We start from the raw sequence: 22,955 nt of genomic DNA on the forward strand, positions 1-22,955 counted from the left end.
TCAGGTGGCGCAGGTGTAGCCGGACGGCACGCTCGTCTGGCCGCCGGGCCTACTGGCCTGGAAGCCGAAGCTGGTGCTGCCGCCGGGGCCGAGGTTGCCGTTGTAGCTCGCGTTCCTGGCGGTCACGGTCTGGCCGCTGACGGACACCGTGGCGTTCCAGGAGCCGGTGATCTGGTGGCCGGCGGGCAGCGTGAACGTCACCGTCCACCCCGTCACGGCCGAGGTGCCGGTGTTGGTGACGCCGGCCTGGACGACGTACCCGTCGCCCCACTGGCTCTGCACGGTGGGAGCCACCGAGCAGCCGCCGCCCGAGCTGCCGGGCTGGGTGGTGAACGAGGCGTTCGGGGACGAGCCGGACTGGTTGCCCGCCGCGTCCCTGGCCCGCACGTACACCTGGTAGGCGGTGGACGGGGTGAGGCCGGAGAGGGTGATCGCGTTGGTGGCCGTCTGGCCGAGGAGCGTGCCGCCCGAGCGGTAGACGTCGTAGCCGGTGACGCCCACGTTGTCGGTGGAGGCGGTCCAGGTCAGGCGGGCGCCGGTGGCGGTCACGTTCGACGCCGACGGGGTGCCGGGGGTGGACGGCGGGGTGGTGTCGACCGGACCGCCGCCGCCGTAGATCGCGGCCTCGCGGGAGGTCGCCCTGATGCCGTTGGTCCCGTTGAAGAGCCGCTGGCCCCAGGAGGTGAGCTGGGTGACGTCGAAGTTGGTGACCTGGTCGAGGTACTCGACGCCGCCGCCGTTGCCGCTCCACGACCAGCCGAAGTAGCCGAGGCCGCGGCTCACGGCCTGGGCCATGATCGTGTCCTCGTCGGGGTCGCCGTCGGAGTGGTTGTGCCCGAACTCGCCCACGACCAGCGGCAGCCCGGCGGTCCTGAACGCGTCCATGTAGGCGGTGATCTCCGCGGCCGTGTCGAAGACCCCGTACATGTGGATCGAGAAGATCACGTTGCGGTCGGGGTCGCTGTCGAAGACGGTCCTGGCGTTGTCGCGCATGCCGAACTGCCAGTCCTGGCCCCAGTTGGGGGCGTCGACCATGAGCGCGTGGTCGAAGCCGTTGGTCCGCAGCTTCTGGATCGCGGCCGAGGTGGCGGCGGCCCAGCCCGGGGTGACCGCGTTGTTGCCGATCGGCTCGTTGCCGATGTTGACGACGACGTAGTCCTCCTGGCCCACCAGGGCGGACTTGACGCTGATCCAGTAGTCGGCGGCCTGGTCGAGGGTGTAGGCGCCGCTCTGCTCGCCGTACCCGGTGGTGTCGTGGTTCTCCAGGACGCAGATCAGCTTGTTCTGCTTGCACAGGGAGACGACGTTGGCCACGTCGGCGGTGTTGTTGGGGGTCCACCGGCCGCCGCTGAGCACCACGCGCACGGCGTTGGCGCCGAGCGACTTGATGTCGCGGAAGGACTGGGTCTGGCTGGTGTACCAGGTGTGGGCGTGGCTGGTGCCGCGGAAGATCAGGTTCTGTCCGCCGCTTTCGACGATGTTCGCGCCGCTGACGTGGATGCCGACGGCGGCGTGCGCCGGTTGGCTGATCAGGGCGACCGGGAGGAGGATGAGCGCCGCCAGGGCGGCGAGGCGTGATCTCATGTGCTGCCCTCAGAGGTGCAGGTGATGGGGTCGGGTACGACACCGCCGCCGTTGGCCAGGAAGCCGAACGTGGTGGTGCCTCCGGGGGCCAGGGAGCCGTTCCAGGTCTCGTTCCGCACGGTGACGGACGAGCCCGACGTGGTGTGCCTGCCTCCCCAGATCTGGGTGATGGCGCCGGAGCCGGTCCAGGAGACGGCCCAGCCGGTGATCCGCGAGGTGCCGGCGTTCTTCACCGTGACCTCGCCCTGGTAGCCGCCGCTCCACGAGTTGACGACCTTGAACGCGGCGGTGCAGCCGCCGGTCGGGGCCGGTTCGTCGGTGGTGGTGAACGTGACGCTGCCGGACGGCGGAGAGGTGTTGCCGGCCGCGTCCCTGGCGACGACGTACGCGGTGTAGCCGGTGCCGGGCGTGAGCCCGGTCAGGTCGAAGGTCGTGCCCGTCGCGGTGCCCGCCTTCTCCCCTCCGCCGTCACGATCAGACAGGTAGACGTCATAACCGCTGACGCCCACGTTGTCGGTGGCGGCGCTCCACGTCAGCCTGGCGGTGGAGCCGGTGATCGCGGAAGCCGCCGGGGTGCCCGGCCTGCCGGGCGGGGTGTCGTCCTCCTCCTCGGGTCCTGGCGGCTGGCCCCAGATCTTGGTGCCGCCGCTGTAGAGGGTGATGTTGTCGACCCGTACCGGCGTCGCGCCCGGCGTGGTGGTCACGCCGCGGTAGGACCAGTCGTTGGCCGGGTCCCAGGTGCCGGAGCTGGCGATGCGGAACTGGATCTCCCTGCGGTGCTGCGACTGTCCCGCCGGGGCGATGCGCTGGCCGGAGCAGTCGACGGACACGTAGTAGGTGCTGCCGCCGGCCGGGTGCAGCGTCGGGGCCGCGCACTGGGTGTACGCGGACGACACGGTGATCTGCGAGGCCGTGGTGGCGCCGTCGAGGGTGAAGTAGTAGCGGAACGACCCGTCGTCCAGGACCCGGGCGGGCCAGGCCGACCGGTTGCGGATGATGGCCTTGATCTCGGTGAAGTTCGCGCCGGTGGCGTTGACCCCGGCCTCCACGAAGATCTCCGGCCCGTCGGGCGTCTCCTCGGTGGGGAAGCCCGCCGCAGGCGGCCCGCCGTACTCGCGGTAGAGCCGGGCGAGCGCGCTGGTGAAGCCCGCGTTGTAGTCGGTGGCGACCTCGTTCATCACGTAGTCGTCACGCTTGTCGGTGTAGGCGTCGTTGGGGTCGGGCGGCCCGCCGACGAGTGCCCCGTAAAGGGTGTGGCGGGTCTCCACCGGGGAGGAGAGCTGGTCCGTCCACGAGCCGTGCGCGGTGCGGTGGTGCGGGTTCTTGGGCGGGTTGTTCCCGAACCCGATCACGTAGGACGAGTTGCGGGGGTTGTCGCCGAGCATGTAGCCGATCTGCCGTACCGCGAAGTCGTGGTAGCGGGCCTTACGGGTGGCGTCGGTGATCGAGTCGCTGTGCACGAGCGCCGCGAAGGCGGTGTTGGCCGCGTACCGCAGCGACCCCCACCGGTCCAGCACGGCCTGGCCGCCGGGCGAGTACGCCACCCGGGAGCCGTTCACCCCGACCGTCCACCAGTCGAGCCAGCGGTTGGCGTCGTCGAGGTACTTCTGCTTGCCGGTCAGCTTGTGCAGCAGCACGTAGGCGCCGTAGGACTTGTCGTCCCAGGCGATGGTCCACTTGTACGACTTGATGGAGGTCTGGGGCTCGGTGCCCAGGCTGTCGTAGAGCGACTCGGCCTTGGTCAGGAAGGTCGAGTCCTGCGTTGCCCTGTACAGCCAGATCGCGCCCCAGACCAGCTCATCGGTGTATCCGCTCCAGGAGTTGTAGTAGCTCTGGGCGTCTGTGATGCAGTCGCTGTACTCCTTTCTCACGGTGTCGGCGAAGGTGTAGAGCTGCCGAGCGTGGGTGACCAGCGTGTCGGCGTAGCCGGGGTCGGTCGGCCGGAAGACGATCGACGCGGCGGCCATCGCCGCAGCCGTCTCGCCCGCCAGGTCCGACCCGCCGCACGACGCGTCGATTTTGTACGAGGGACGCGCCATGGACATCGCCTCGGCGGGGCCCCACCAGGCATGGTCGGTGCCGCCGTTGCCGACCTGGCCGTACAGGACGTTCGGCGACGGGTGGGCCTTGATGAAGTAGTCGTTGACCCACCGCAGGTTGTTCAGCAGGTGGGTGAGCTGGCCGGAGCTCTGGTAGGCGTCGCGGTACTCGACCGCGCCCCAGGCCAGCATGGTGGCGGAGAACGCCATCGGGAAGCCGAACTTGACGTGGTCGCCGGCGTCGTACCAGCCGCCGGTCAGGTCGCGTCCGACGTCGGCGCCGTCGTCCGTCGCGGAGTCGCCCCGCCATCCGACCCGGTTCCAGTCGGGCAGCTCGCCCGACTGCTGGGCCTCGTAGAACCAGAGCGACTTCTGCAGGGCCTCGCCGTACGCGAACGCCGGGGCCGCCGCGGCATTGGCGCCCGGTACGGCGAGGAGCGGGAGGGCGAGGGCCGCCGCCGCGACGGCGGCGGCCCTCCGGAGGGTGCGGCTGATCACGGGAAGAGCCGCCCGTATTCGGCCAGGGCCACGGCCACGTCGACCTGCGCCCAGAACCGGTGGTAGTTGAACGTGGGCACCGGCCCGGTGCCGTCCAGGTACGCCTGGACCTCGGGCCAGTCGGGGTCGTCCTCGTAGAAGGACCTGATCGACAGGAACGTGGAGTTCGAGTTGATCGGGTCGCCGTTCGGCATGGTGCCGGTCCAGCCCGGCGGCACGTAGACCGGGTCGTCGACGCGCTGGTAGTCGGCCTTGGTCTCCTCGACCGAGACGCCCTTGTCGTCGCGGTTCTCCCACACGGCGTCGAGCAGCGCCTTGGCCGTGTCACGGGCCTCGGCGTGGTTCGCCCTGGCCGCGTAGTACATGAGCACCTTGGCGTAGGAGCCTGCCACGCCCACGTCCTGGGTGTGGTTGACGACCTCGACGTGCAGGCCGGGGTTGGGCGGCGGCATGCCGCTGGTGGCGTTGAAGCTGGCCACAGGCTGGCCGGTCCAGCGCAGCGTGGACGGGATCTGGTAGTCGCCGTCGCTGCCGACCGTGGTGTGGTCGAGCGCCCAGGTCACCCACTTGTCGAGCAGTTGCTTGGCGTCGGCGTTGCCGGTCACGTTGTACAGCTCGGCCACCCGTTCCATGGTCCAGGCCTGGAAGCCGAACCACTGGTTGGACGGCGGGTCGTGGTAGACGGGCTGCCAGTCGTAGGTCATGCCGTGGAACTTGGGCAGGTTGCTCGGCGGGGTGCCGTAGTCGCCTTCCCAGCTGTTGGTGGCGCCGCCCGCGATCGCGCCCTCGGCCGACTGCAGCCAGGTGTAGAACTGCAGCTGCCGGGTGAGGCTGGTGCTCCAGTCGTTGGCGCCGGTGGAGCTGCGCGGACGCAGCTCGGCCACGTTCGACAGGGCCCAGGCGGCGAACGGGTTCTGGTAGCCGGAGTGGTTGTGGCTGGAGCCGATCCGCCAGGCCCAGCCCGCGTTGGCGTCGGTCGCGCCGCCCCAGGCGTAGTACCAGGACATCAGGTAGGAGGCGGCGTTCTTGCCGGTGCCGGCCGGGCACGACGGGCTGGTGCACCCGGGCTGCTTGAAGTACTTGTCGTACATCGAGTAGCGCAGGTAGTCGCCCATCTTGGCGGCCTTGGCCACGGTGGCGGAGATCTGCGACTCCTTGCCCTGCGCCTTGGCCCAGGTCAGCGCCCAGTACGCCACCTGCACGGCGCGGGCGTCGGCGTCGGGGGCGTTGGTGTACTTCCACTGCTTGGCGTAGGAGGAGTCCTTGATGAACAGGTCGAGGAAGCCGTTGGGCCCGCCGTGCGCGAACGTGTCGCACGACGGCTGCGGGATGGTCTCGAACACGGACTCCTCGGGCCCGCGCTGGTAGGTGTTGATGTAGGCGGGCTTGGTGGTGCCGTCGCCGCAGCGGCCGAAGCCGTAGGTGTTGTCGACGTCGAGCAGCCAGTGCATGCCGTAGATGTCGCGGGTGCCGTACGCGCTCTGCAGCTCGCCCGCGATCGGGTCGCTGCCCACGCTCACGCCCTGCTCGATCTGCGACGGGTAGTTGCTGACGCTGGTGTGCTCGGCCGCGTACGTGGCCGGCTTGGACGGGTCGTAGAACGAGTTCGTCGGCTGGTCGGCGGTGGCCGGGATGATGTACCTCTCCATGGAGGCCCAGGCGTTGTTGAACTTCGTCCAGTCACCGGTGACCTGCCCGTAGACCGCCTCCAGCCACAGGTAGTAGCTGTAGGCCTCGGACGTGGTCTCGTGCCCGTGGTCGGGCGCCTCGACCATGAACGTCTCCACCGAGTGGTACGGCACGCCCTCGGGCGAGAAGTAGCCGTTGGCGGGGTCGTGCAGGTCGTTGTACATCTCGGTGAAGCGCTGGATGTACTCGTTGTCGCCGCCGGTCCCGTCGTCGTCCACCTCGGTGGCGTTGACCTCGACCGGGGCGTAGCCGCTGGCGCTGACCCGGAACACGGCCGAGCCGCTGACGTCGTCCGCGTCGTCGGCGGCGTTGAGCGTCACCGTCTGCGCGGTGTTCCAGTTCGACGTGCTGAACGTGCGGGTCGCGCCGGCGCCGACGGTCAGGTCGGTGTCGCCGCTCACCCGCGCGGTGGTCACGGACACGTTGCCGGAGGGCTGTGCCGAGAGCCGGACGGAGAAGGAGGCGTCGCCCGACTCGGGCACGGCCAGGCTGAGCGGGCTGACGAGGAGCGCCGGCGTGTTGGTCGACGTGACGGTGATCCCGACCGGGGACGACACGGTGGTGTCACCGTCGTCGTCGGTCGCCCTGGCGGTGATCGAGTAGTTCCCGGCCGCCACGTTCTGCCAGTTGTAGGTGTAGGGCGCGCTGGTGTCGGTGCCCAGCAGCGTGCTGCCCTGGTAGAAGTCGACCTTGGCGACGGTGCCGTCGGCGTCCGCGGCGGTCGCGGCGATCGGCACGGTGGCCGGGGCGGTGAAGCTCTGCCCGGCGTTCGGCGAGGTCAGTGAGACCGTGGGCGGGTCGTTGACGTCCTCGTCGCCGCAGGTGGTGCCGTTGATCGCGAACGAGGTGGGCGCCGGGTTGCTGCCCGACCAGGTGCCGTTGAAGCCGATGGAGGTGCTGGCGCCGGTGGCCAGGTTGCCGTTCCACGGCATGTTCTGCGCCGTGACCCGCGTGCCGGACTGGCTCCAGGTGGCGCTCCAGCCCTGCTGGTAGCGCTGGGTGGTGGTCGGGAAGTCGAAGGTCAGCGTCCAGTTGCTGAGCGGGTCGCCGCGGTTCTCGATGGTGATGGCCGCGGTGAAGCCGCCGCTGGAGCCGCTGCTCCAGTCGTTGGAGGTGTAGGACACCTGGCAGGCGACGGCCGCGCTGGCGGGCGCCTGGGCGAGTACGGTGGTGGTGCCCGCCACGAGGACCAGGACCGCGGGTGCGGCGAGCCTCCTGGCCAGGCGTGCGAGCATCGAACGGGGTCTACGGATCACGGTTGCTCCATGGGAGTAGGGGGTGGGAGCGCTCCCATGGGGATTGTGCGTTGCGCCGTGGAGGCGATGTCAACGAAATGCCCTCCGGGTGACGCCGGTATTTCCTCTCACCTGGTGGCGTGGCATGAAAGTTTCACGCCGGTTAAGGGGCGTTCGGCGAGCGTGCGACGGCGTGACGGGGCTCGCGGAGTGTCGTCGGCTGTACACCCTGGCGGACCGGTTGCACCATTGGGAGCGCTCCCAGTCAGCCTCTGTCCCCCTGGAGTTGATGACTCGTGAAGATCCCACGCGGCCTGCGCAGATGGGCCGTGACCGCGACCGCGACCCTCGTCGCGGCCTTCGGCCTGGTCGCCGGGCAGACCACGGCGGCGCACGCCGCGGTCGCCTGCGACGTCGTGTACACCCCCAACACGTGGACCTCCAGTCCGGGTCAGGGCGGCTTCACCGCCGGCATCACGCTGAAGAACCTCGGCGACCCGCTCAGCAACTGGACGCTGACCTTCGACTTCCCGACCACCACCCAGCGCTACACCCCCGACGGCTGGGGCGCCTCCTGGAGCCAGTCCGGCACCACCATGACCGGCCGGAACATGCCGTGGAACGGCAGCCTGGCCACCGGCGCCAGCATCTCGGTGGGCTTCAACGGCACCTGGTCGGGCACCAACCCGAACCCGACGTCGTTCGCCGTGAACGGCACCACCTGTGGCGGGCCCGGCGGCGTGACCCCCTCGGTCATCACCTCCGCCAGCTCGGTCGCGGTCGCCGAGGGCGGCACCGCCACCTTCACCGCCCGCCTTTCGTCCGCCCCCTCCTCCAACGTGACCGTGAGCACCACCAGGACCAGCGGTGACACCGACCTGACCGTCTCCTCCGGCGCCTCGCTCACCTTCACCCCGAGCAACTGGAACACCCCGCAGACCGTGACGCTCGCAGCCGCGCAGGACGCCGACACCGTCTCCGGCACCGCCGTCTTCACCGTGGGCGGCACCGGCGTCACCTCGGCGAGCGTCAACGCGAGCGAGGTGGACGACGACGCCACGCAGGAGCAGTCGCTGATCGTCACGCCCACGTCCGTGACCGTGCCGGAGGGCGGCACCGCCACGTTCACCGTCCGGCTGGCCGCCAGGCCCACCGCGAACGTGACCGTCACCACGACCGCCGGCAGCGGCGACACGAGCCTGACCGTCTCCGCCGGTGCCTCGCTCACCTTCACGCCGGACAACTGGAACACCCCGCAGACCGTGACCCTGGCCGCGGCGCAGGACTCCGACACCACGGCGGGCACCCGCACCTTCACCGTGGCCTCCACCGGCCTGACCTCCCGCACCGTCACCGCCACCGAGGCGGACGACGACGGCGGCACCAACCCGACGCACGTCGAGAACCCGTACGCGGGAGCCACCGGCTACGTCAACCCCAACTGGTCGGCCAAGGCCGCGGCCGAGCCCGGCGGCGCGGCGGTGGCCAACATCTCCACCGCCGTCTGGATGGACCGGACCGCCGCCATCGCCGGCTCCGCCACCGCGATGAGCCTGCGCGAGCACATGGACGAGGCCGTCAGGCAGGACGCCGCCAACGGCGCCTCGCCGCTGACCATCCAGGTCGTCATCTACAACCTGCCGAACCGCGACTGCTCGGCGCTGGCCTCCAACGGCGAGCTGCGCATCTCCGAGAACGGCTTCAACCGCTACAAGACCGAGTACATCGACCCGATCGCCGACATCCTGGACGACTCGCAGTACGCCAACCTGCGCATCGTCACGATCATCGAGCCCGACTCGCTGCCGAACCTGATCACCAACACCGACCAGTTCGCCGACTGCCGCGAGGCGGACGGCCCCGGCGGCTACCGTGACGGCGTCCGCTACGCGCTCGACAAGCTGCACGCGATCACCAACGTCTACACCTACGTCGACGCCGCCCACCACGCCTGGCTCGGCTGGGACTCGAACTTCCAGCCCGCGGTCGACCTCTTCTACCAGACCGTGGCCGGCACCGCCGCGGGTGTGGACAGCGTGGACGGCTTCATCGTCAACACCGCCAACTACTCCGGCCTGAGGGAGCCTCACTACACGATCAACACCACGGTCAACGGCACCTCGGTCCGCCAGTCCACCTGGGTGGACTGGAACTGGTACATCGACGAGGCGACCTTCGCCACCGCCCTGCGCAACGCCCTGATCGCCAAGGGCTTCCGTCAGGGGCTGGGCATGCTCGTCGACACCTCGCGCAACGGCTGGGGCGGCACCGCCCGCCCGGGCGCGGCGAGCACCTCGACCAACGTGAACACGTTCGTGAACGAGTCCAGGATCGACCGCCGCATCCACGCCGGCAACTGGTGCAACCAGAGCGGCGCGGGCCTCGGCGAGCGGCCGCAGGCCGCCCCGGCGGCGGGCTTCGACGCCTACGTCTGGATCAAGCCTCCGGGCGAGTCGGACGGCGCCAGCAGGGAGATCCAGAACGACGAGGGCAAGCGCTTCGACCGGATGTGCGACCCCACCTACACGGGCAACGAGCTCAACGGCAACAACCTGACCGGCGCCCTGGCTGACGCGCCGATCTCCGGCCAGTGGTTCTCCGCCCAGTTCAGAGAGCTCGTCAGGAACGCGTACCCGCCGCTGTCCTGACACACGGCACAGGGCCCAGGCCGCCGGATCAGCCCCGGCCTGGGCCCTGTATCAAAGGCACATGATCACTTCGAACGCCTCTCGCGCCACCGCGCGACGAGGCGTTCGACGTCGTACGGCACGAGGTTGAGCGGAGGCCCCGACAGACCGGTCCTGATCGCCTCGCGGATCCTGTCGTTGATCTCCCCGACGATCCGCCGCAGCTCGGCCTCGGTGCGCGCCCCCTCGGCCAGGCGCAGCGCCTCCTCGGCGTCCTTGCGCAGCTGGAGCGTCGGCGGCAGCGGCATGGACAGGCCCTCGGCGCGCACCTTCTGCTTGATCCACCACATCTCGTCGTACGGCCGGTCGAGGCCGGGGATGGGCTTGCCGGCGCCCGGCAGGTCGTCGAACTCCCCGCGCTCCATGGCCTCACGGATCTGCCGGTCGACCCAGTTCTCGAAGGGCATCCCCGGCGGTTTGCGCTCGCTCACGCGCTGCTCCCCAGATCTCAGGCTCTCCTGCGAGCCTATGCGAGGACCCCGCCCGCCGAAGGCGCGGGCTGTGTCACGGCAGGCGGGGCCTCGGTCCTGGGGTTCAGGCGACGAAGGTGCCTGGATGGCGGCCCAGCCCGGTGACCGCCACCCGGACGCGTCTCATGGGTGACAGCCGCCTCCCGCGGTTCTCCGGCAGGCGCATGGTGATCTCCACCCGGGTCCCCTGGGGACCGGTGCTGAACATGACGCCGTCGCTCAACCGGCGGATGAGGTAGAGCCCCCGGCCGTCGAAGGCCGAGTCGCCCGGCAGGCTGTGACCGTTCAGGCGGCCGCGGGGGATCCCCGATCCCCTGTCGACCGTCTCCGCCCGCAGGAGCCCGTCCACCGTCCGCAGCGTGACGTGGCCGCTCCCGCCCGCGTGCGCCACGGCGTTGATGACGCTCTCGTGCACGGCCAGGACGAAGTCGTCGAGGCGCGGGCTCACCAGCCCGCAGCCCGTCGCGTGCCGCGCGACGGCATGGCGCAGCTCGGCCACCTCCTCGACGGTGAAGGGCTGGGCCAGAAGAGTGCGCATGGCAGGCTCCTCGCGATTGCCTGGTGTCGCCGACGCGCGGGACTCGAAGGCAGGCGTCATACGTGCGGTGCTCGTACGCGTTCGATCGGGTGGCGATGGTGAGCCCGGGGCGGGCGCGCGAGAGCCGCCGAGCTGCCGACCGGCCGGCACGATCGAGGGTTCGAGATCCATGCGGTTCCTCCGTGTCGCGATGACACCCAGGCCGCGCTTCCGGACCTCGCGTAGTTCACCCATTTCCCTGACATCAGGGATTTACACTGCCTTGCCGGAGACGGTGGCGTTTCTCACCTTCCAGGGGTGGCGCGGGCGCCGACCCCCGTGGCGAGTTCACGCAGGCGGCCGCGCATGCTGTCGGGCGCGAGCGGGGCGGTGTCCCCGCCGGCGCCGTCGTGCATGCCCTCCAGCGCGGTACGGATCGCGTCCTCCGAGGTGTGCCGGGGCGTCCAGCCGAGCACCTCGCGGGCCCTGTCGACGTTCATCAGCGGGATCGCGAGCGCCAGCTCCATCAGGCCCGGCGCGGCGGGCACCAGCCGCAGGTGCCAGCCGGCCGACACGGCGGCCCTGGCCAGCGGCCCGGAGACCGGCACGACGCGGGCGCCGAGCAGCTCGGCCAGCGTGCGCGGATCGAGCACCGGCTCGGCGGCGATGTTGAAGGCCCCGCTGACCGGCTTGGTGACGGCCAGCCGGTAGGCCTCGGCCGCGTCCTCGGCGTGCAGCACCTGCAGCTTGAGCCCGGGGATGTCGGGCACGAACGGGATGCGCCCCGCCTTGACCATCCGCCGCGGCAGGAACGGCCCGGCGAACAGCCTGCGCTGCTCGGAGGCCGCCTCGCGCTTGAAGATGAACCCGGGCCGCATGCGGACCACCCGGATGCCCGGGTTGTCGTTCTCGAACACGTCGAGCACCCGCTCGACGTAGGCCTTCTCCCGTCCGTACGCGGCGCCGGGGAAGCCGTGGGTGGGCCAGCTCTCGTCCACCGGCACGTCCTTCGGCCGGGGCGAGTACGCGCCCACCGAGGACGCGTACACCAGAGCGGAGACCCTCGCCTCCGCGGCCGCCCTGAAGACCCGCGTGCTGCCGAGCACGTTGGCCCTCCAGGTGACGACGGCGTCCCTGGTCGGCTGGAACAGCCAGGCCAGGTGGACGACCACGTCGGCGCCCTCGAAGATGGGCGACAGGTCGGAGCGGACCACGTCCGCCTTGTGCCACTCGGTCGGGCCGCCGCGCGAGCCGGGCGGCCGTCTGGCCACGCCGACGACGGACGTCACGTTCTCGTCCGCCTCCAGCGCTCGCACCACACTGGTCCCGACATTCCCCGTCGCCCCCACCACCACGACTCTCATGGGCCTGTGGCTGCCCACCTCTCGCGCGGCGAAACCGCTGGAGTCACGGCTTGAGCAGGATCTTTATCGCACCGTCCCGCTTTTTCTGGAACATCTCGTACGCTTCGGGCGCCTGGTCGAGCGGCATGGTGTGCGTGGTGAGATCCATGACGCCGAGCGGATCGCCGTCGTCGGTGAGCAGCGGCATCAGCGCGCCGATCCAGCGCTTGACGTGCGCCTGGCCCATGCGCAGCGTGATGCCCTTGTCGAACATGCGCAGCATCGGCATCGGATCGGCCATGCCGCCGTAGACGCCGATCACCGAGATCGTGCCGCCGCGCCGGACGCTCTCGATGGACTGGTTGAGCGCGGCCAGCCGGTCCACGCCCGCGTGGGTCATGAGCGGCGCGGCCATCCTGTCCGGCAGGAAGCCGGTGAGCGTCTGGGCGAGCTTGCCGGCCGGCGAGCCGTGCGCCTCCATGCCGACCGCGTCGATCACGGAGTCGGTGCCGCGTCCGGACGTCAGGTCGCGGATCGCGGCGGGCACGTCGGTGACGTCGCTCGCGTCGACGGTCTCGATGCCGTGGCGGCGGGCCATCTCCAGGCGCTCGGGCACCCCGTCGACGCCGATCACCCGGTGGCCCAGGTGGCGGGCGATGCGGGCGCACATCTGGCCGATGGGGCCCAAGCCGAAGACGGCCACGGTGCCGCCGTCGGGGATGTCCGCCCAGTCGACGGCCTGCCAGGAAGTGGGCAGCACGTCCGACAGGTAGACGAACCGCTCGTCCGGCGGACCTTCGGGCACCCTGATCGGGCCGAACTGCGCCTGCGGCACCCGCAGGTACTCCGCCTGGCCGCCGGGCACCTGGCCGTAGAGCTTGGTGTAGCCGAACAGCGCGGCGCCCATGCCGTGCTCGCGGACCTGGGTGGTCTCGCACTGGGCGTAGAGCTCCAGCCCGCACATGTGGCAGTGGCCGCAGGCGATGTTGAACGGGATCACCACCCGGTCGCCCTTCTTGAGCCCGGTCACCTGGGCGCCGACCTCCTCCACGACGCCCATCGGCTCGTGACCGAGGATGTCGCCCTCCTGCAGGAACGGCCCGAGCACCTCGTACAGGTGGAGATCGGAGCCGCAGATGCCGCTGCTGGTGACCCTGATGACGGCGTCGGTCGGTTCCTTGATCTCCGGATCGGACACCTCTTCGACGCGTACGTCCCGCTTGCCGTGCCAGGTGACGGCTCTCATGGTCTGCCTCCCTCGATCGACCAGGCCCGCATACCCGGGATACGCGCCCCTAGACCCTCTGGACCGCAGGTCAAGGGACGTTCATGAGGAGGGCTTGGATATCCCTCGAAAACTCGGGTCCCTCAACCCGCTTTACACACTCCGTATTCGGTGAGTAACTACTCGTAGCACAGAGCAGCCCTGAAGGAGTCTGGCCGATGACCGTGAGCATCACCCCCGACTTGCTGGCGCCCCGCATCGACGACCGGCTGGCCGGGTTCCTCGAGGGCTGGCGGCCCCCGGTCGCCGACCCCGACGTGGCGGCGGCCTACGAGTTGCTGGTCGGCTTCATCCTCGGCGGGGGCAAGCGCATCCGGCCGCAGCTGTGCTACTGGGGCTGGCGGGGCGCCGGCGGCGAAGACTGCGACGAGATCATCAGCGCCGCCGCGGCGCTGGAGCTCTGCCATGCGGGGCTGCTGATCCATGACGACATCATGGACGGCAGCGAGTTGCGCCGCGGGCAGGCGACGATCCACAAAAGCCTCGCCCGCCTGCACGAAGGACCTGGCGCGGAGGCCTTCGGGCAGGCGGGCGGGATCCTCCTGGGCACGCTCAGCCTGTCCTGGTCGGATGCCCTGTTGTCGTCGTGCGACGTGGACCCGGTCCGGCTGCGGGCCGCGCACCGCGTCTTCGACTCCATGCGCACCGAGGTGATCAGCGGCCAGTATCTGGACATGCTGGCCCAGCTGCGCGCCGGGGCGAGCGTGGAGCAGGCGCTGACCACGATCAGGTTCAAGACGGCCAAATACACCGTCGAGCGGCCGCTGCAGATCGGCGGCGCGCTGGCCGGGGCCGAGCCGGGCCTGCTGCGCGCCTACACCCGGTTCGGGGTGCCGCTCGGGGAGGCGTTCCAGCTCCGCGACGACGTGCTCGGCACGTTCGGCTCGTCGGGCGAGACCGGCAAGTCGGCGCTCGACGACCTGCGCGACGGCAAGCACACCGTGCTGGTCGCGCACGCGCTGGCGCGGGCCACGCCCCAGCAGCTCGCCTACCTCGCCGCCTGGCACGGCAACCCCGCGCTGGGCGAGGAGCAGGCGGCGGAGCTGCGCCTGATCCTGCTGGAGACGGGCGCGCTCGCCGAGGTCGAGTCGATGATCGACGCACGGGTCCGGCAGGCCGTGGAGGCGCTCGACACCGCCCCGGTCGCGCCCGACGCGCGGGCGGCGCTGACCCTGTTCGCGGCCCGGCTCGCCCACCGCGACAGCTGACCCCGGCCATGTCGAGAGCACGGCCGGGGCTGACCCCTGCCCACGAACGATTACCCAACGTACTTTTTCGTCACTCTCCGTAAATCTTTCATGATGGGTGGTGCCCGAATGACCGAGACGACCGACTCCGCCGCGGCAGGCCAGCAGCTGAGCCTCAGCACCGAGGCCGCGCGCAATCTCTCGACGACCACGAAGACCCCGCCGCAGATGCAGGAGATCACCTCACGGTGGCTGCTCAAGCTCCTGCCCTGGACGCAGACCTCCGGCGGCGTCTTCCGCGTCAACCGGCGGCTCACGTACACGCTCGGAGACGGCCGGATCACGTTCAGCACGAGCGGCGCCGAGGTGCGGGTGGTTCCCGCCGAGCTGTGCGAGCTGCCGATGCTGCGCGGTTTCGACGACATCGAGGTCCTGGAGGCGCTCGCGTACCGGTTCGCCCAGCGCGAGGTCGAGCCGGGCGACGAGATCGTCCGCGAGGGCGAGCCCGTCGACCAGCTCGTGCTGATCGCCCACGGCCGCGTCGGCAGGGTCGCCCAGGGCGCCTACGGCGACGAGCAGAACCTGGGCGTGCTGGCCGACGGCGACCATCTGGGCGACTCGATGCTCACCTCCGGCGGCACCTGGGAGTTCTCGGCCCGCGCCAGGACCGCCACCACCTTGCTGACGCTCTCCCGCGAGGACTTCCAGGCGCTGCTGGACCGTTCGCCGGGGCTGCGCGACCACCTGGAGGCGTGGCAGGCGGGCGGTGACCGGGCGCGCAACGACCACGGCGAGGCCGCGATCGAGATGTCCTCCGGCCACAGCGGCGAGGCGACGCTGCCCGGCACGTTCGTCGACTACGAGCTGAGCCCGCGTGAGTACGAGCTGAGCGTGGCGCAGACCGTCCTGCGCGTCCACAGCCGGGTCTCCGACCTCTACAACCAGCCGATGAACCAGCTGGAGCAGCAGCTCAGGCTGACCATCGAGGCGCTGCGCGAGCGGCAGGAACACGACCTGATCAACAACCGCGACTTCGGGCTGCTGCACAACGCCGACTTCGCCCAGCGCATCCGCACCCGCACCGGCCCGCCCACCCCCGACGACCTGGACGACCTGCTGGCCAAGGTGTGGAAGGAGCCGGCGTTCTTCCTGGCCCACCCGCAGGCCATCGCCGCCTTCGGCAGGGAGTGCAGCAAGCGCGGCCTCTACCCGCAGGCCGCCGAGGTGAGCGGCCACCGGGTGCCCGCCTGGCGGGGCGTCCCGATCTTCCCGTGCAACAAGATCCCGATCAGCGCGCAGCGGACCAGCTCGGTCATGCTCATGCGCACCGGCCAGGAGAACCAGGGCGTGATCGGGCTGCACCAGACCGGCATCCCCGACGAGTACCAGCCGAGCCTGTCGGTCCGGTTCATGAACATCAACGAGAAGGCCGTCATCTCCTACCTGGTCAGCGCCTACTACTCGGCCGCGGTCCTGGTTCCCGACGCGCTGGCCGTGCTTGAGGACGTAGAGATCGGCCGCGAGGACTAGGTGCCCCGGTTGACCGAGCTGGAACGGCCGCTGAGCCTCGGCACGCCCGGGGCTCGCACGCTGGCCACGACGACCAAGACCGCTCCCCATACGCAGGAGAGCTCCCCCCGGTGGCTGCTGCGCGCGCTGCCGTGGGTGGAGCTCTCCGCGGGGAGCTACCGGGTGAACCGCCGGCTCACCCCCTCACCCGAGCGGCCCGACCCGCGCCCGCTGAACAGGCGCGGGGAGGTCGCGATCGACCTGGCGTCCGGCCACCGGGGGGAGCCGCGGCTGCCCGGCACGTTCCCCGACTACGATCCCAGCCCGCGCGAGTACGAACTGAGCGTCTCCCAGGCCGTCCTGCGGGTCCACACCAGGGTCGCCGACCTGTTCAGCGACCCGATGGACCAGACCAAGGAGCAGCTCAGGCTCACCGTCGAGGCGGTGCGCGAGGCGCAGGAGCGCGAGCTGGTCGGCAACCCCCGGTTCGGGCTGCTGCACAGCGCCGACCCGAAGCAGCGGCTGACCCCCCGCTCGGGGCGGCCCGGCCCGTCCGACCTGGACGCGCTGCTGACCCGCCGGCGCAAGACCCGCTACATGCTGGCGCACCCGCTCGCCATCGCGGCGTTCGGCCGCGAGTGCAGCGCCACGGGCGTCTACCCCGACAGCGTCGAGGTCGACGGCAGCCGGATGACCGCCTGGCGCGGCGTGCCCATCCTGCCCTGCGACAAGATCCCGATCAGCCGGTCGGGCACCAGCTCGATCCTGGCCTTCCGCACCGGCGAGGAGGACCAGGGCGTGGTCGGGCTGCACCAGACCGGCATCCCCGACGAGCACCTGCCGGGGCTCAGCGTCCGGGCCATGGGCATCGACGAGCGGGGCATCACCACCTACCTCGTCAGCGCCTACTACTCGGTCGCCGTGCTCGTCCCCGACGCGCTCGGCGTGCTCGACGGCGTGGAGGTGTACGGGTGAGCTTCGACATGCCGGACTTCTACCTGCCGCATCCGGCGCGGCTCAACCCGCATCTGGAGGAGGCCAGGACCCACGCCAGGCTGTGGGCGCGGGGCATGGGGATGCTGGAGGGCTCGGGCGTCTGGACCACCGACGACCTCGACGCCCACGACTACGCGCTGCTGTGCGCGTACACCCATCCCGACTGCGACGCCGCCGAGCTGTGCCTGGTGACCGACTGGTACGTGTGGGTGTTCTTCTTCGACGACCACTTCCTGGAGGTGTTCAAGCGGCCGGGCGACCGGGAGGGCGGCAAGGCCTACCTGGACCGGATGCCCGCGTTCATGCCGCTGGAGCAGGGGGCCGCCGTGCCCGAGCCGGCCAACCCGGTCGAGGCGGGGCTGGCCGACCTGTGGGCGCGCACGGTGCCGGGGACGTCGCCCGGGTGGCGTGCGCGGTTCGCCGAGAGCACCAAGGCGCTCCTGGACGAGTCGTTGTGGGAGCTGTCCAACATCAACGCGGGCCGGGTGCCGAACCCGGTCGAGTACATCGAGATGCGCCGCAAGGTCGGCGGGGCGCCCTGGTCGGCCGGGCTGGTCGAGCACGCCGTGGGAGCCGAGGTGCCGGACGTGATCGCCGGGTCGCGGCCGATGCGGGTGCTGCGCGACACCTTCGCCGACGGGGTCCACCTGCGCAACGACCTGTTCTCCTACCAGCGGGAGACCGGTGAGGAGGGCGAGCTGAGCAACGGGGTGCTGGTCCTGGAGACGTTCCTGGAGTGCACCACCCAGCAGGCGGCGGACGCGGTCAACGACCTGCTCACGGCGCGGTTGCAGCAGTTCGAGCACACCTTCGCCACCGAGCTGGGGCCGCTGCTGGCCGAGCACCGGATCGACCCGGTCAGCTGCGGGGGCGTGCTGGCGTACGTGAAGGGGCTGCAGGACTGGCAGTCGGGCGGGCACGAGTGGCACGCCCGGTCCAGCCGCTACACCAAGGCCGCACCGGGGCCGGGGCTCGGCATGGCGTCGCTGGGCCTCCACCGGTTCCGCTCCCATCAGCACGTCCCGTACCAGCGGGTGGGGCCGGCCCGGGTGCCCGACCTCTTCATGCCGTTCACCGCGCGGCTCTCCCCGCACCTGGAGGGGGCCCGGCGCAACCTGGCCGCGTGGGCTCGCCGGATGGGCATACTCGACGTGGCCGTGTGGGACGAGGAGAAGCTCGCCGACTACGACCTGCCGCTGTGCGCGGCCGGCATCCATCCGGACGCCACGCCTGAGGAGCTGGACCTGTCGTCGGCCTGGCTGGCCTGGGGGACGTACGGCGACGACTACTTCCCGAAGGTGTTCGGACGCAACCTGGTCGCCGCGCGGGCCGCGGTGGCCCGGCTGCCGGGGTTCATGCCGCTCGACGGCGTCACCTTCGCGACGCCCGCGAGCGCGCTGGAGCGCTCGCTGGCCGACCTGTGGCGGCGCTCGGCCGGGCCGATGAGCGAGGCGGCGCGGCGCGCGTTCCGCCGGTCCGTCGAGGACATGACCGAGAGCTGGGTGTGGGAGCTGGCCAACCAGGCGGCGCACCGCATCCCCGAACCGGTCGACTACGTCGAGATGCGGCGGCTGACGTTCGGCTCCGACCTGACGATGAGCCTGTGCCGGCTGGCCCGCGCCGACGAGATCCCTCCCGAGGTGTACGCGAGCGGGCCGCTCAAGTCGCTGGAGAACGCCGCGCAGGATTACGCCTGCCTGCTCAACGACGTGTTCTCGTACCAGAAGGAGATCGAGTTCGAGGGTGAGATCCACAACGGGGTGCTGGTGGTGCAGAGCTTCTTCGGCTGCGGCTATCCGGAGGGCCTGCGGATCGTGGTCGACCTGATGGAGTCGCGGATGCGGCAGTTCCAGCACGTGGCCGCGCACGAGCTGCCGGTGCTCCGCGCCGGCCTCGGGCTGGACGAGCAGGCCGGGCAGGCGCTCGACGGCTACGTCCGGGACCTGGAGAACTGGATGTCCGGGATCCTCGTCTGGCACCGCGACTGCCGCCGTTACGACGAGGAGTCCCTGCGGCGGCACAACCGGCCCTTCCGCGGCCTGCCGTCCGGGCCGACGGGGCTGGGCACGGCGGCCCTGTCGGTCATCTAGACCAGCGGCTGCGCGCGGGCCTCATGGTGCCAGCCCATGAGGCCCATCAGCCGTCTCTGGAACGGTGTCACGTTGACCAGCCGGATCCACCGCCGGCCGGGCGGCACCGCGGGCATGACCAGCACCCGCAGGCCGGACAGGTCGACGAAGGTCAGCGCGCCGGTGTCGACGGTCAGCGGCTCGCCGCCGTGCCACGCGGATCGCAGGGTACGTTCGAGCGCCGGGCTGTTGGTGACGTCGACCTCGCCCATCAGGAGGACGGCCGTCGAACCGCTCCGCGCGATGATCCGCAGCTGGGCGTCCTCGTAGAGCAGCCGCCCCATGTCATCGCTCATCATGCGCACACCCCCACTCGGTCTCAGGGGGTTGCCGGCGAGCCCTGCGGCCGAAACACCGGCCGCTGCCCACGATACACGCAATATGCCGACTTATGTAATCTTCGCCATGAAATGACCGTATTCACACCATCTCGTGAACGGGCGGGGCCGCGCCTCCACCGGCGGGCGAGCAGAGGCGCCCACGGAAAAACCAAGCCCTTTTCGGGATAGCGAATATCTCCTGCCGCTTCTTATTGGTGATATGTCCGAGCTGATCCGCTTTTGTCGTGGGCCATTGTGGGCGCATTTTCAGCTTGTCGCCATACGTGCATCCGGCCTGGCTAAAGGGCGTTTTATGCCTATAGGCCGGGAGCATTCATCAGGGGACGAGCGGTGCCGCGCCGGCGGCGAGGATCGGCGTGACCGACAAGGCAGAAGCGGTGAATATCCAGATGCGGGCAGTACGCATACTTATCGCCACGGCCATGGCGTGCGCTTTTCCCGGAACCCTGAATTCCGCCACGGCAATGGCACACGACTGTTTCGACCCGTACGCGGTCGAATGTTACGACGACCGGCCGTGGTATCCGCGGCCCGGCCGGGTGGTGGCCGACGCCGCCCTGGAAGCGATCGGGCTGCCGTACTCGTGGGGCGGAGGCGGCACGAGCGGGCCCGGCTACGGGATCGGGCGCGGCGCCAAGACCTGGGGCTTCGACTGCTCGGGCCTGGCCCAGTACGCGTGGGCCAGGGTGGGCGTGACCATCAGCCGCACCTCGCAAAGACAGTGGGAGGACGGGATCCGGATCCCCAGGGACGAGGTGCGCGCCGGCGACCTGGTCTTCTACGACAGCAACCCGCGCCGCCGCGGCCCTGAGCACGTCGGCATCGCGATCAACCGCAAGCGGATGGTCAACGCCCCGTTCACCGGCGCCACCGTACGGGTGGAACCGGTGGACAGGCCCACCTACATCGGCGCCGTCCGCCCAGGAGTGGAGCCGGACTGGTGAGGCTCAGGGGGTCCGCTGGATGCGTTCCATGGCGGCGCTGAGCCGCCGCAGGGACTCCACGCAGGCGTGGAAGCCGTCCGCGCCCAGCTCGGCGGCCAGGGTGGCGGCCAGCTCCCGGTGGCCGGGGACGATCCTGGCGACGGCCGCCCTGCCCTCATCGGTCGGGGTGAGGAGCTTGGCGCGCTTGTGCGCCGGGTTCGGCAGGTATTCGGCCAGGCCCTTCTCCACCAGCAGATCGGCGACCCGCTGCACGCCCTGGCGGGTCATGCCCATCACCCTGGCGATGCCGGCCACCGGCAACGGCTCACGCAGCACCGCCCCGAGCACCTGCCACCAGGCGGCCGTCAGCCCGGCCGGACGGGCCAGCGACTCGGCCACCTCCAGGAACTGCCCGTTGAGCCGGAAGACCGTGAGCGCGGCGTCCGACAGCAGCTCCACCGTCTCGGGCGAGGCGCCGCTCACGCCGACATCAGCACCTCGTACGCCGAGGCGTCGCTGCGGGAGAACAGCCGGTACCACGCGTCGACGACCTCGGGCCGGTTGACGTCGAGCCGCAGGAAGATCTCGCGGGCGAAGGCCACCGGCTCGGTGGGGCCCGCCGTGATGAGGTCGCCGTCGGTGACCGCGTCCGTCTCGACGTAGCGGGCGGCGCCGGAGTAGCCCTCCTGGGCCTCCAGGTACTGCACCGCGCCGCTGGTGTGGGCGCGCCCGTCGAGCAGGCCCTCCCGTGCGAGACCGGCCGTGGCGCCGCAGATCGCGGCGACCGGGACGCCCGCCGAGAGGAACGCGCGGGCGGTGCGGGCGAACGGCGTGAGGTCGTCCCCCTCGTCCCACGTGGCGGCGCCGGGCAGGATGAGCAGCGCGCTCCCCGAGGGCGAGAGCTCGTCGAGCGCCAGGTCGGGCGTGACCCGCAGGCCGCCCATGGTGGTGACGGGGTCGCGGGTGAGACCGACCATGACGATCTCGAAGCCGCTCCGGTCGCGGTGGAAGCGGCCGGTGCGCAGATGAGCCGTCGCGTGCCCGACCTCCCAGTCGGCCATGGTGTCGTAAGCCGCCACATGGATCGTTCTCTTCGCTTCACTCATGACAACATACTGTCATTTCGACAGCATGTTGTCAATCCATTTCGTGCGAGGATAGGGCCATGGCAGAGATCGTCGGGGGCGGGAGGCCGGTCAACGACGCCGAACGGCGCGTGATCGCCTTCCTGAGAGACAACGCGCCCGCCGACTGGCTCCTGCTGCACAACGTGGAGGTGCCGCGCGGCGACGACGTCTACGAGGTCGACCTGATCGTGCTGACCCGCCACGCGCTGGTGGTCGTGGACGTCAAGGGCACCAGGGGCCGCATCGAGGTGTCCGGCTCGCGCTGGTTCCCGCCGCGCAGGGAGGCGTTCGGCTCACCGGTCACCAAGCTGCGCGGCACCGCCAAGGCGCTCAAGGGCCTGCTCGTCTCCCGGGCCACCCAGCTGGAGCGGGTCTACGTCGACAGCCTGGTGGTGCTCACCTCCCCCGACGCGCGGCTGGTCGACCCGGCCGGGCGCGACGCGGTCAACGTCACCGACCTGTCCGGCCTGATCGCGACACTGGGCGACGTCTCCAGGGTCAGGCGCGGCTGCAGCCCCGACGTGCGCCCCTACCTGTCCGCCGTGCTCGACGCGCTCAACCAGACCGTACGCCGCAGCACCACGCCTCCTCGCTTCGGCAACTGGGAGGTCGAGGAGCAGCTCGGCGGCGACGCGCGGGTCACCGAATACCGCGCGTTCAACGCCACGCTGCCGGGCAGCGAGACCGTGCTGCTCCGGGTCTACCAGGCCGACCCGCTCGCCGACCAGGCGTCCAGGGCGGCCGAGCGGCAGCGCATCGCCAACGCCTACCAGACCCTGGCCCGCATCCCTCCCCACCCGTGCGTGGTGCGCTCGCGCGACTTCTTCGCCATCGACGACGAGAGCCGGTTCGTGCTGGTGCTCGACGACGTCCACGGCCAGGCTCTCCATCTGCGGCTGGGCAGCGGCGAGCGGCTGGGCGTGATTCAGGACATGCTGCGCGGCCTGGCCCACGCGCACGCCCACGGGGTGATCCACCGCGCGCTCACCCCGGCCAGCGTGCTGGTGACCGACGACGGCCACGCGGTGCTGACCGGGTTCGACTACGCCAAGCCGGGGCCGCGCGACTACACGGTGGTGCACGAGCTCCACAACGTGCTCGACGCCCACTACGTCGCGCCCGAGTGCCAGGAGCGTCCTGACCGGATGACCGCCGCCGCCGACGTGTACGCGGCGGGCGTGATCGCCTACCAGCTCCTGACCGGCGCGCTGCCGACCAGCGCCGACGCCTATGGGCGGGCGGACGTGCCGGAGGTGGTGCGGCGGATGATCGACCTCGTCCCGGCCAAGCGCCCCACCGCAGAGGAGTCGCTGGCCGCCCTGGAGGGCTCGGCGCGCGGTGGCGGCTCCCGCTTCAAGTGGCTCTTCCGACGGCTGACGAACGGCTGACCCGGAGC

The 22,955-nt window shown here is 70.7% G+C and carries 17 protein-coding genes; 7 read left to right on the plus strand and 10 right to left on the minus strand.

The genetic code is table 11. The annotated features are described in order from the left end of the window. The 3 genes from FR742_RS34890 to FR742_RS34900 are packed head-to-tail and all read right to left on the minus strand — an operon-like array spanning window position 1 to window position 7,045. A complete protein-coding gene (locus tag FR742_RS34890) occupies window positions 1–1,584 on the minus strand; it encodes a cellulase family glycosylhydrolase (protein ID WP_148035558.1) in 1,584 nt (527 codons plus the stop codon). Continuing rightward, complete coding sequence (locus FR742_RS34895; protein ID WP_396991003.1) at window positions 1,581–4,175, minus strand: glycoside hydrolase family 9 protein; 2,595 nt, start codon at window positions 4,173–4,175, stop codon at window positions 1,581–1,583. Before FR742_RS34895 ends, FR742_RS34890 begins: the two co-directional genes overlap by 4 nt. Then, on the minus strand, window positions 4,118–7,045 hold the full coding sequence (locus tag FR742_RS34900; protein WP_148037146.1) for a glycoside hydrolase family 48 protein: 2,928 nt from the start codon (window positions 7,043–7,045) through the stop codon (window positions 4,118–4,120). The genes FR742_RS34895 and FR742_RS34900 overlap by 58 nt, the downstream gene beginning before the upstream one ends. Window positions 7,046–7,341: 296 nt before the next feature. On the opposite strand from FR742_RS34900, the gene FR742_RS34905 reads away from it, so the two are divergent. Then, window positions 7,342–9,693 (plus strand): glycoside hydrolase family 6 protein, encoded by a 2,352-nt coding sequence (locus FR742_RS34905; RefSeq protein WP_148035559.1) that lies wholly within the window; start codon window positions 7,342–7,344, stop codon window positions 9,691–9,693. Window positions 9,694–9,758: 65 nt separating this feature from the next. Here FR742_RS34905 and FR742_RS34910 read toward each other — a convergent pair whose 3' ends face one another. The 4 genes from FR742_RS34910 to FR742_RS34925 all read right to left on the minus strand — a co-directional run bounded on the left by FR742_RS34910 (window position 9,759) and on the right by FR742_RS34925 (window position 13,308). Then, entirely contained in the window at window positions 9,759–10,163 is a 405-nt protein-coding gene (locus tag FR742_RS34910) for a DUF1992 domain-containing protein (protein WP_148035560.1), read from the minus strand. Between the two features lie 103 nt (window positions 10,164–10,266). Next, entirely contained in the window at window positions 10,267–10,740 is a 474-nt protein-coding gene (locus tag FR742_RS34915; protein WP_187281516.1) for an ATP-binding protein, read from the minus strand. Between the two features lie 284 nt (window positions 10,741–11,024). Further along, a complete protein-coding gene (locus FR742_RS34920) occupies window positions 11,025–12,083 on the minus strand; it encodes an NAD-dependent epimerase/dehydratase family protein (protein WP_148035562.1) in 1,059 nt (352 codons plus the stop codon). Between the two features lie 43 nt (window positions 12,084–12,126). Continuing rightward, the gene (locus tag FR742_RS34925) at window positions 12,127–13,308 is read right to left on the minus strand and encodes a zinc-dependent alcohol dehydrogenase (RefSeq protein ID WP_148035563.1); all 1,182 of its coding nucleotides are present in this window, start codon (window positions 13,306–13,308) and stop codon (window positions 12,127–12,129) included. 197 nt (window positions 13,309–13,505) lie between these two features. On the opposite strand from FR742_RS34925, the gene FR742_RS34930 reads away from it, so the two are divergent. From FR742_RS34930 to FR742_RS34945, 4 genes are all read left to right on the plus strand, one after another. Beyond that, on the plus strand, window positions 13,506–14,555 hold the full coding sequence (locus FR742_RS34930; RefSeq protein WP_148035564.1) for a polyprenyl synthetase family protein: 1,050 nt from the start codon (window positions 13,506–13,508) through the stop codon (window positions 14,553–14,555). Between the two features lie 108 nt (window positions 14,556–14,663). Next, on the plus strand, window positions 14,664–16,064 hold the full coding sequence (locus FR742_RS34935; RefSeq protein ID WP_148035565.1) for a family 2B encapsulin nanocompartment shell protein: 1,401 nt from the start codon (window positions 14,664–14,666) through the stop codon (window positions 16,062–16,064). 9 nt (window positions 16,065–16,073) lie between these two features. Beyond that, on the plus strand, window positions 16,074–17,018 hold the full coding sequence (locus FR742_RS34940) for a family 2B encapsulin nanocompartment shell protein (RefSeq protein ID WP_148035566.1): 945 nt from the start codon (window positions 16,074–16,076) through the stop codon (window positions 17,016–17,018). After that, the gene (locus FR742_RS34945; protein ID WP_261808952.1) at window positions 17,015–19,129 is read left to right on the plus strand and encodes a terpene synthase family protein; all 2,115 of its coding nucleotides are present in this window, start codon (window positions 17,015–17,017) and stop codon (window positions 19,127–19,129) included. The genes FR742_RS34940 and FR742_RS34945 overlap by 4 nt, the downstream gene beginning before the upstream one ends. On the opposite strand, the gene FR742_RS34950 is transcribed toward FR742_RS34945, so the two are convergent. Beyond that, window positions 19,126–19,467, minus strand: a complete 342-nt coding sequence (locus FR742_RS34950) for an STAS domain-containing protein (RefSeq protein ID WP_148035567.1) — start codon at window positions 19,465–19,467, stop codon at window positions 19,126–19,128. The two genes, FR742_RS34945 and FR742_RS34950, sit on opposite strands and share 4 nt — an antisense overlap. A gap of 506 nt (window positions 19,468–19,973) precedes the next feature. On the opposite strand from FR742_RS34950, the gene FR742_RS34955 reads away from it, so the two are divergent. Further along, window positions 19,974–20,453 carry a C40 family peptidase gene (locus tag FR742_RS34955; protein WP_187281517.1) on the plus strand — a complete coding sequence of 160 codons (480 nt, stop codon included), beginning with the start codon at window positions 19,974–19,976 and terminating at the stop codon, window positions 20,451–20,453. A gap of 3 nt (window positions 20,454–20,456) precedes the next feature. Here FR742_RS34955 and FR742_RS34960 read toward each other — a convergent pair whose 3' ends face one another. Next, complete coding sequence (locus tag FR742_RS34960) at window positions 20,457–20,915, minus strand: MarR family winged helix-turn-helix transcriptional regulator (RefSeq protein WP_187281518.1); 459 nt, start codon at window positions 20,913–20,915, stop codon at window positions 20,457–20,459. Beyond that, complete coding sequence (locus tag FR742_RS34965) at window positions 20,912–21,538, minus strand: type 1 glutamine amidotransferase family protein (RefSeq protein WP_148035569.1); 627 nt, start codon at window positions 21,536–21,538, stop codon at window positions 20,912–20,914. Before FR742_RS34965 ends, FR742_RS34960 begins: the two co-directional genes overlap by 4 nt. Before the next feature lie 59 nt (window positions 21,539–21,597). Between FR742_RS34965 and FR742_RS34970 the strand changes: the two genes are divergently transcribed. Further along, window positions 21,598–22,947 (plus strand): methylation-associated defense system protein kinase MAD6, encoded by a 1,350-nt coding sequence (locus FR742_RS34970; RefSeq protein WP_148035570.1) that lies wholly within the window; start codon window positions 21,598–21,600, stop codon window positions 22,945–22,947. Window positions 22,948–22,955: the final 8 nt, after the last annotated feature.

Origin of the sequence: Nonomuraea sp. C10 (assembly GCF_008017515.1) — a bacterium.
Taxonomy (GTDB): Bacteria; Actinomycetota; Actinomycetes; order Streptosporangiales; family Streptosporangiaceae; genus Nonomuraea; species Nonomuraea ferruginea.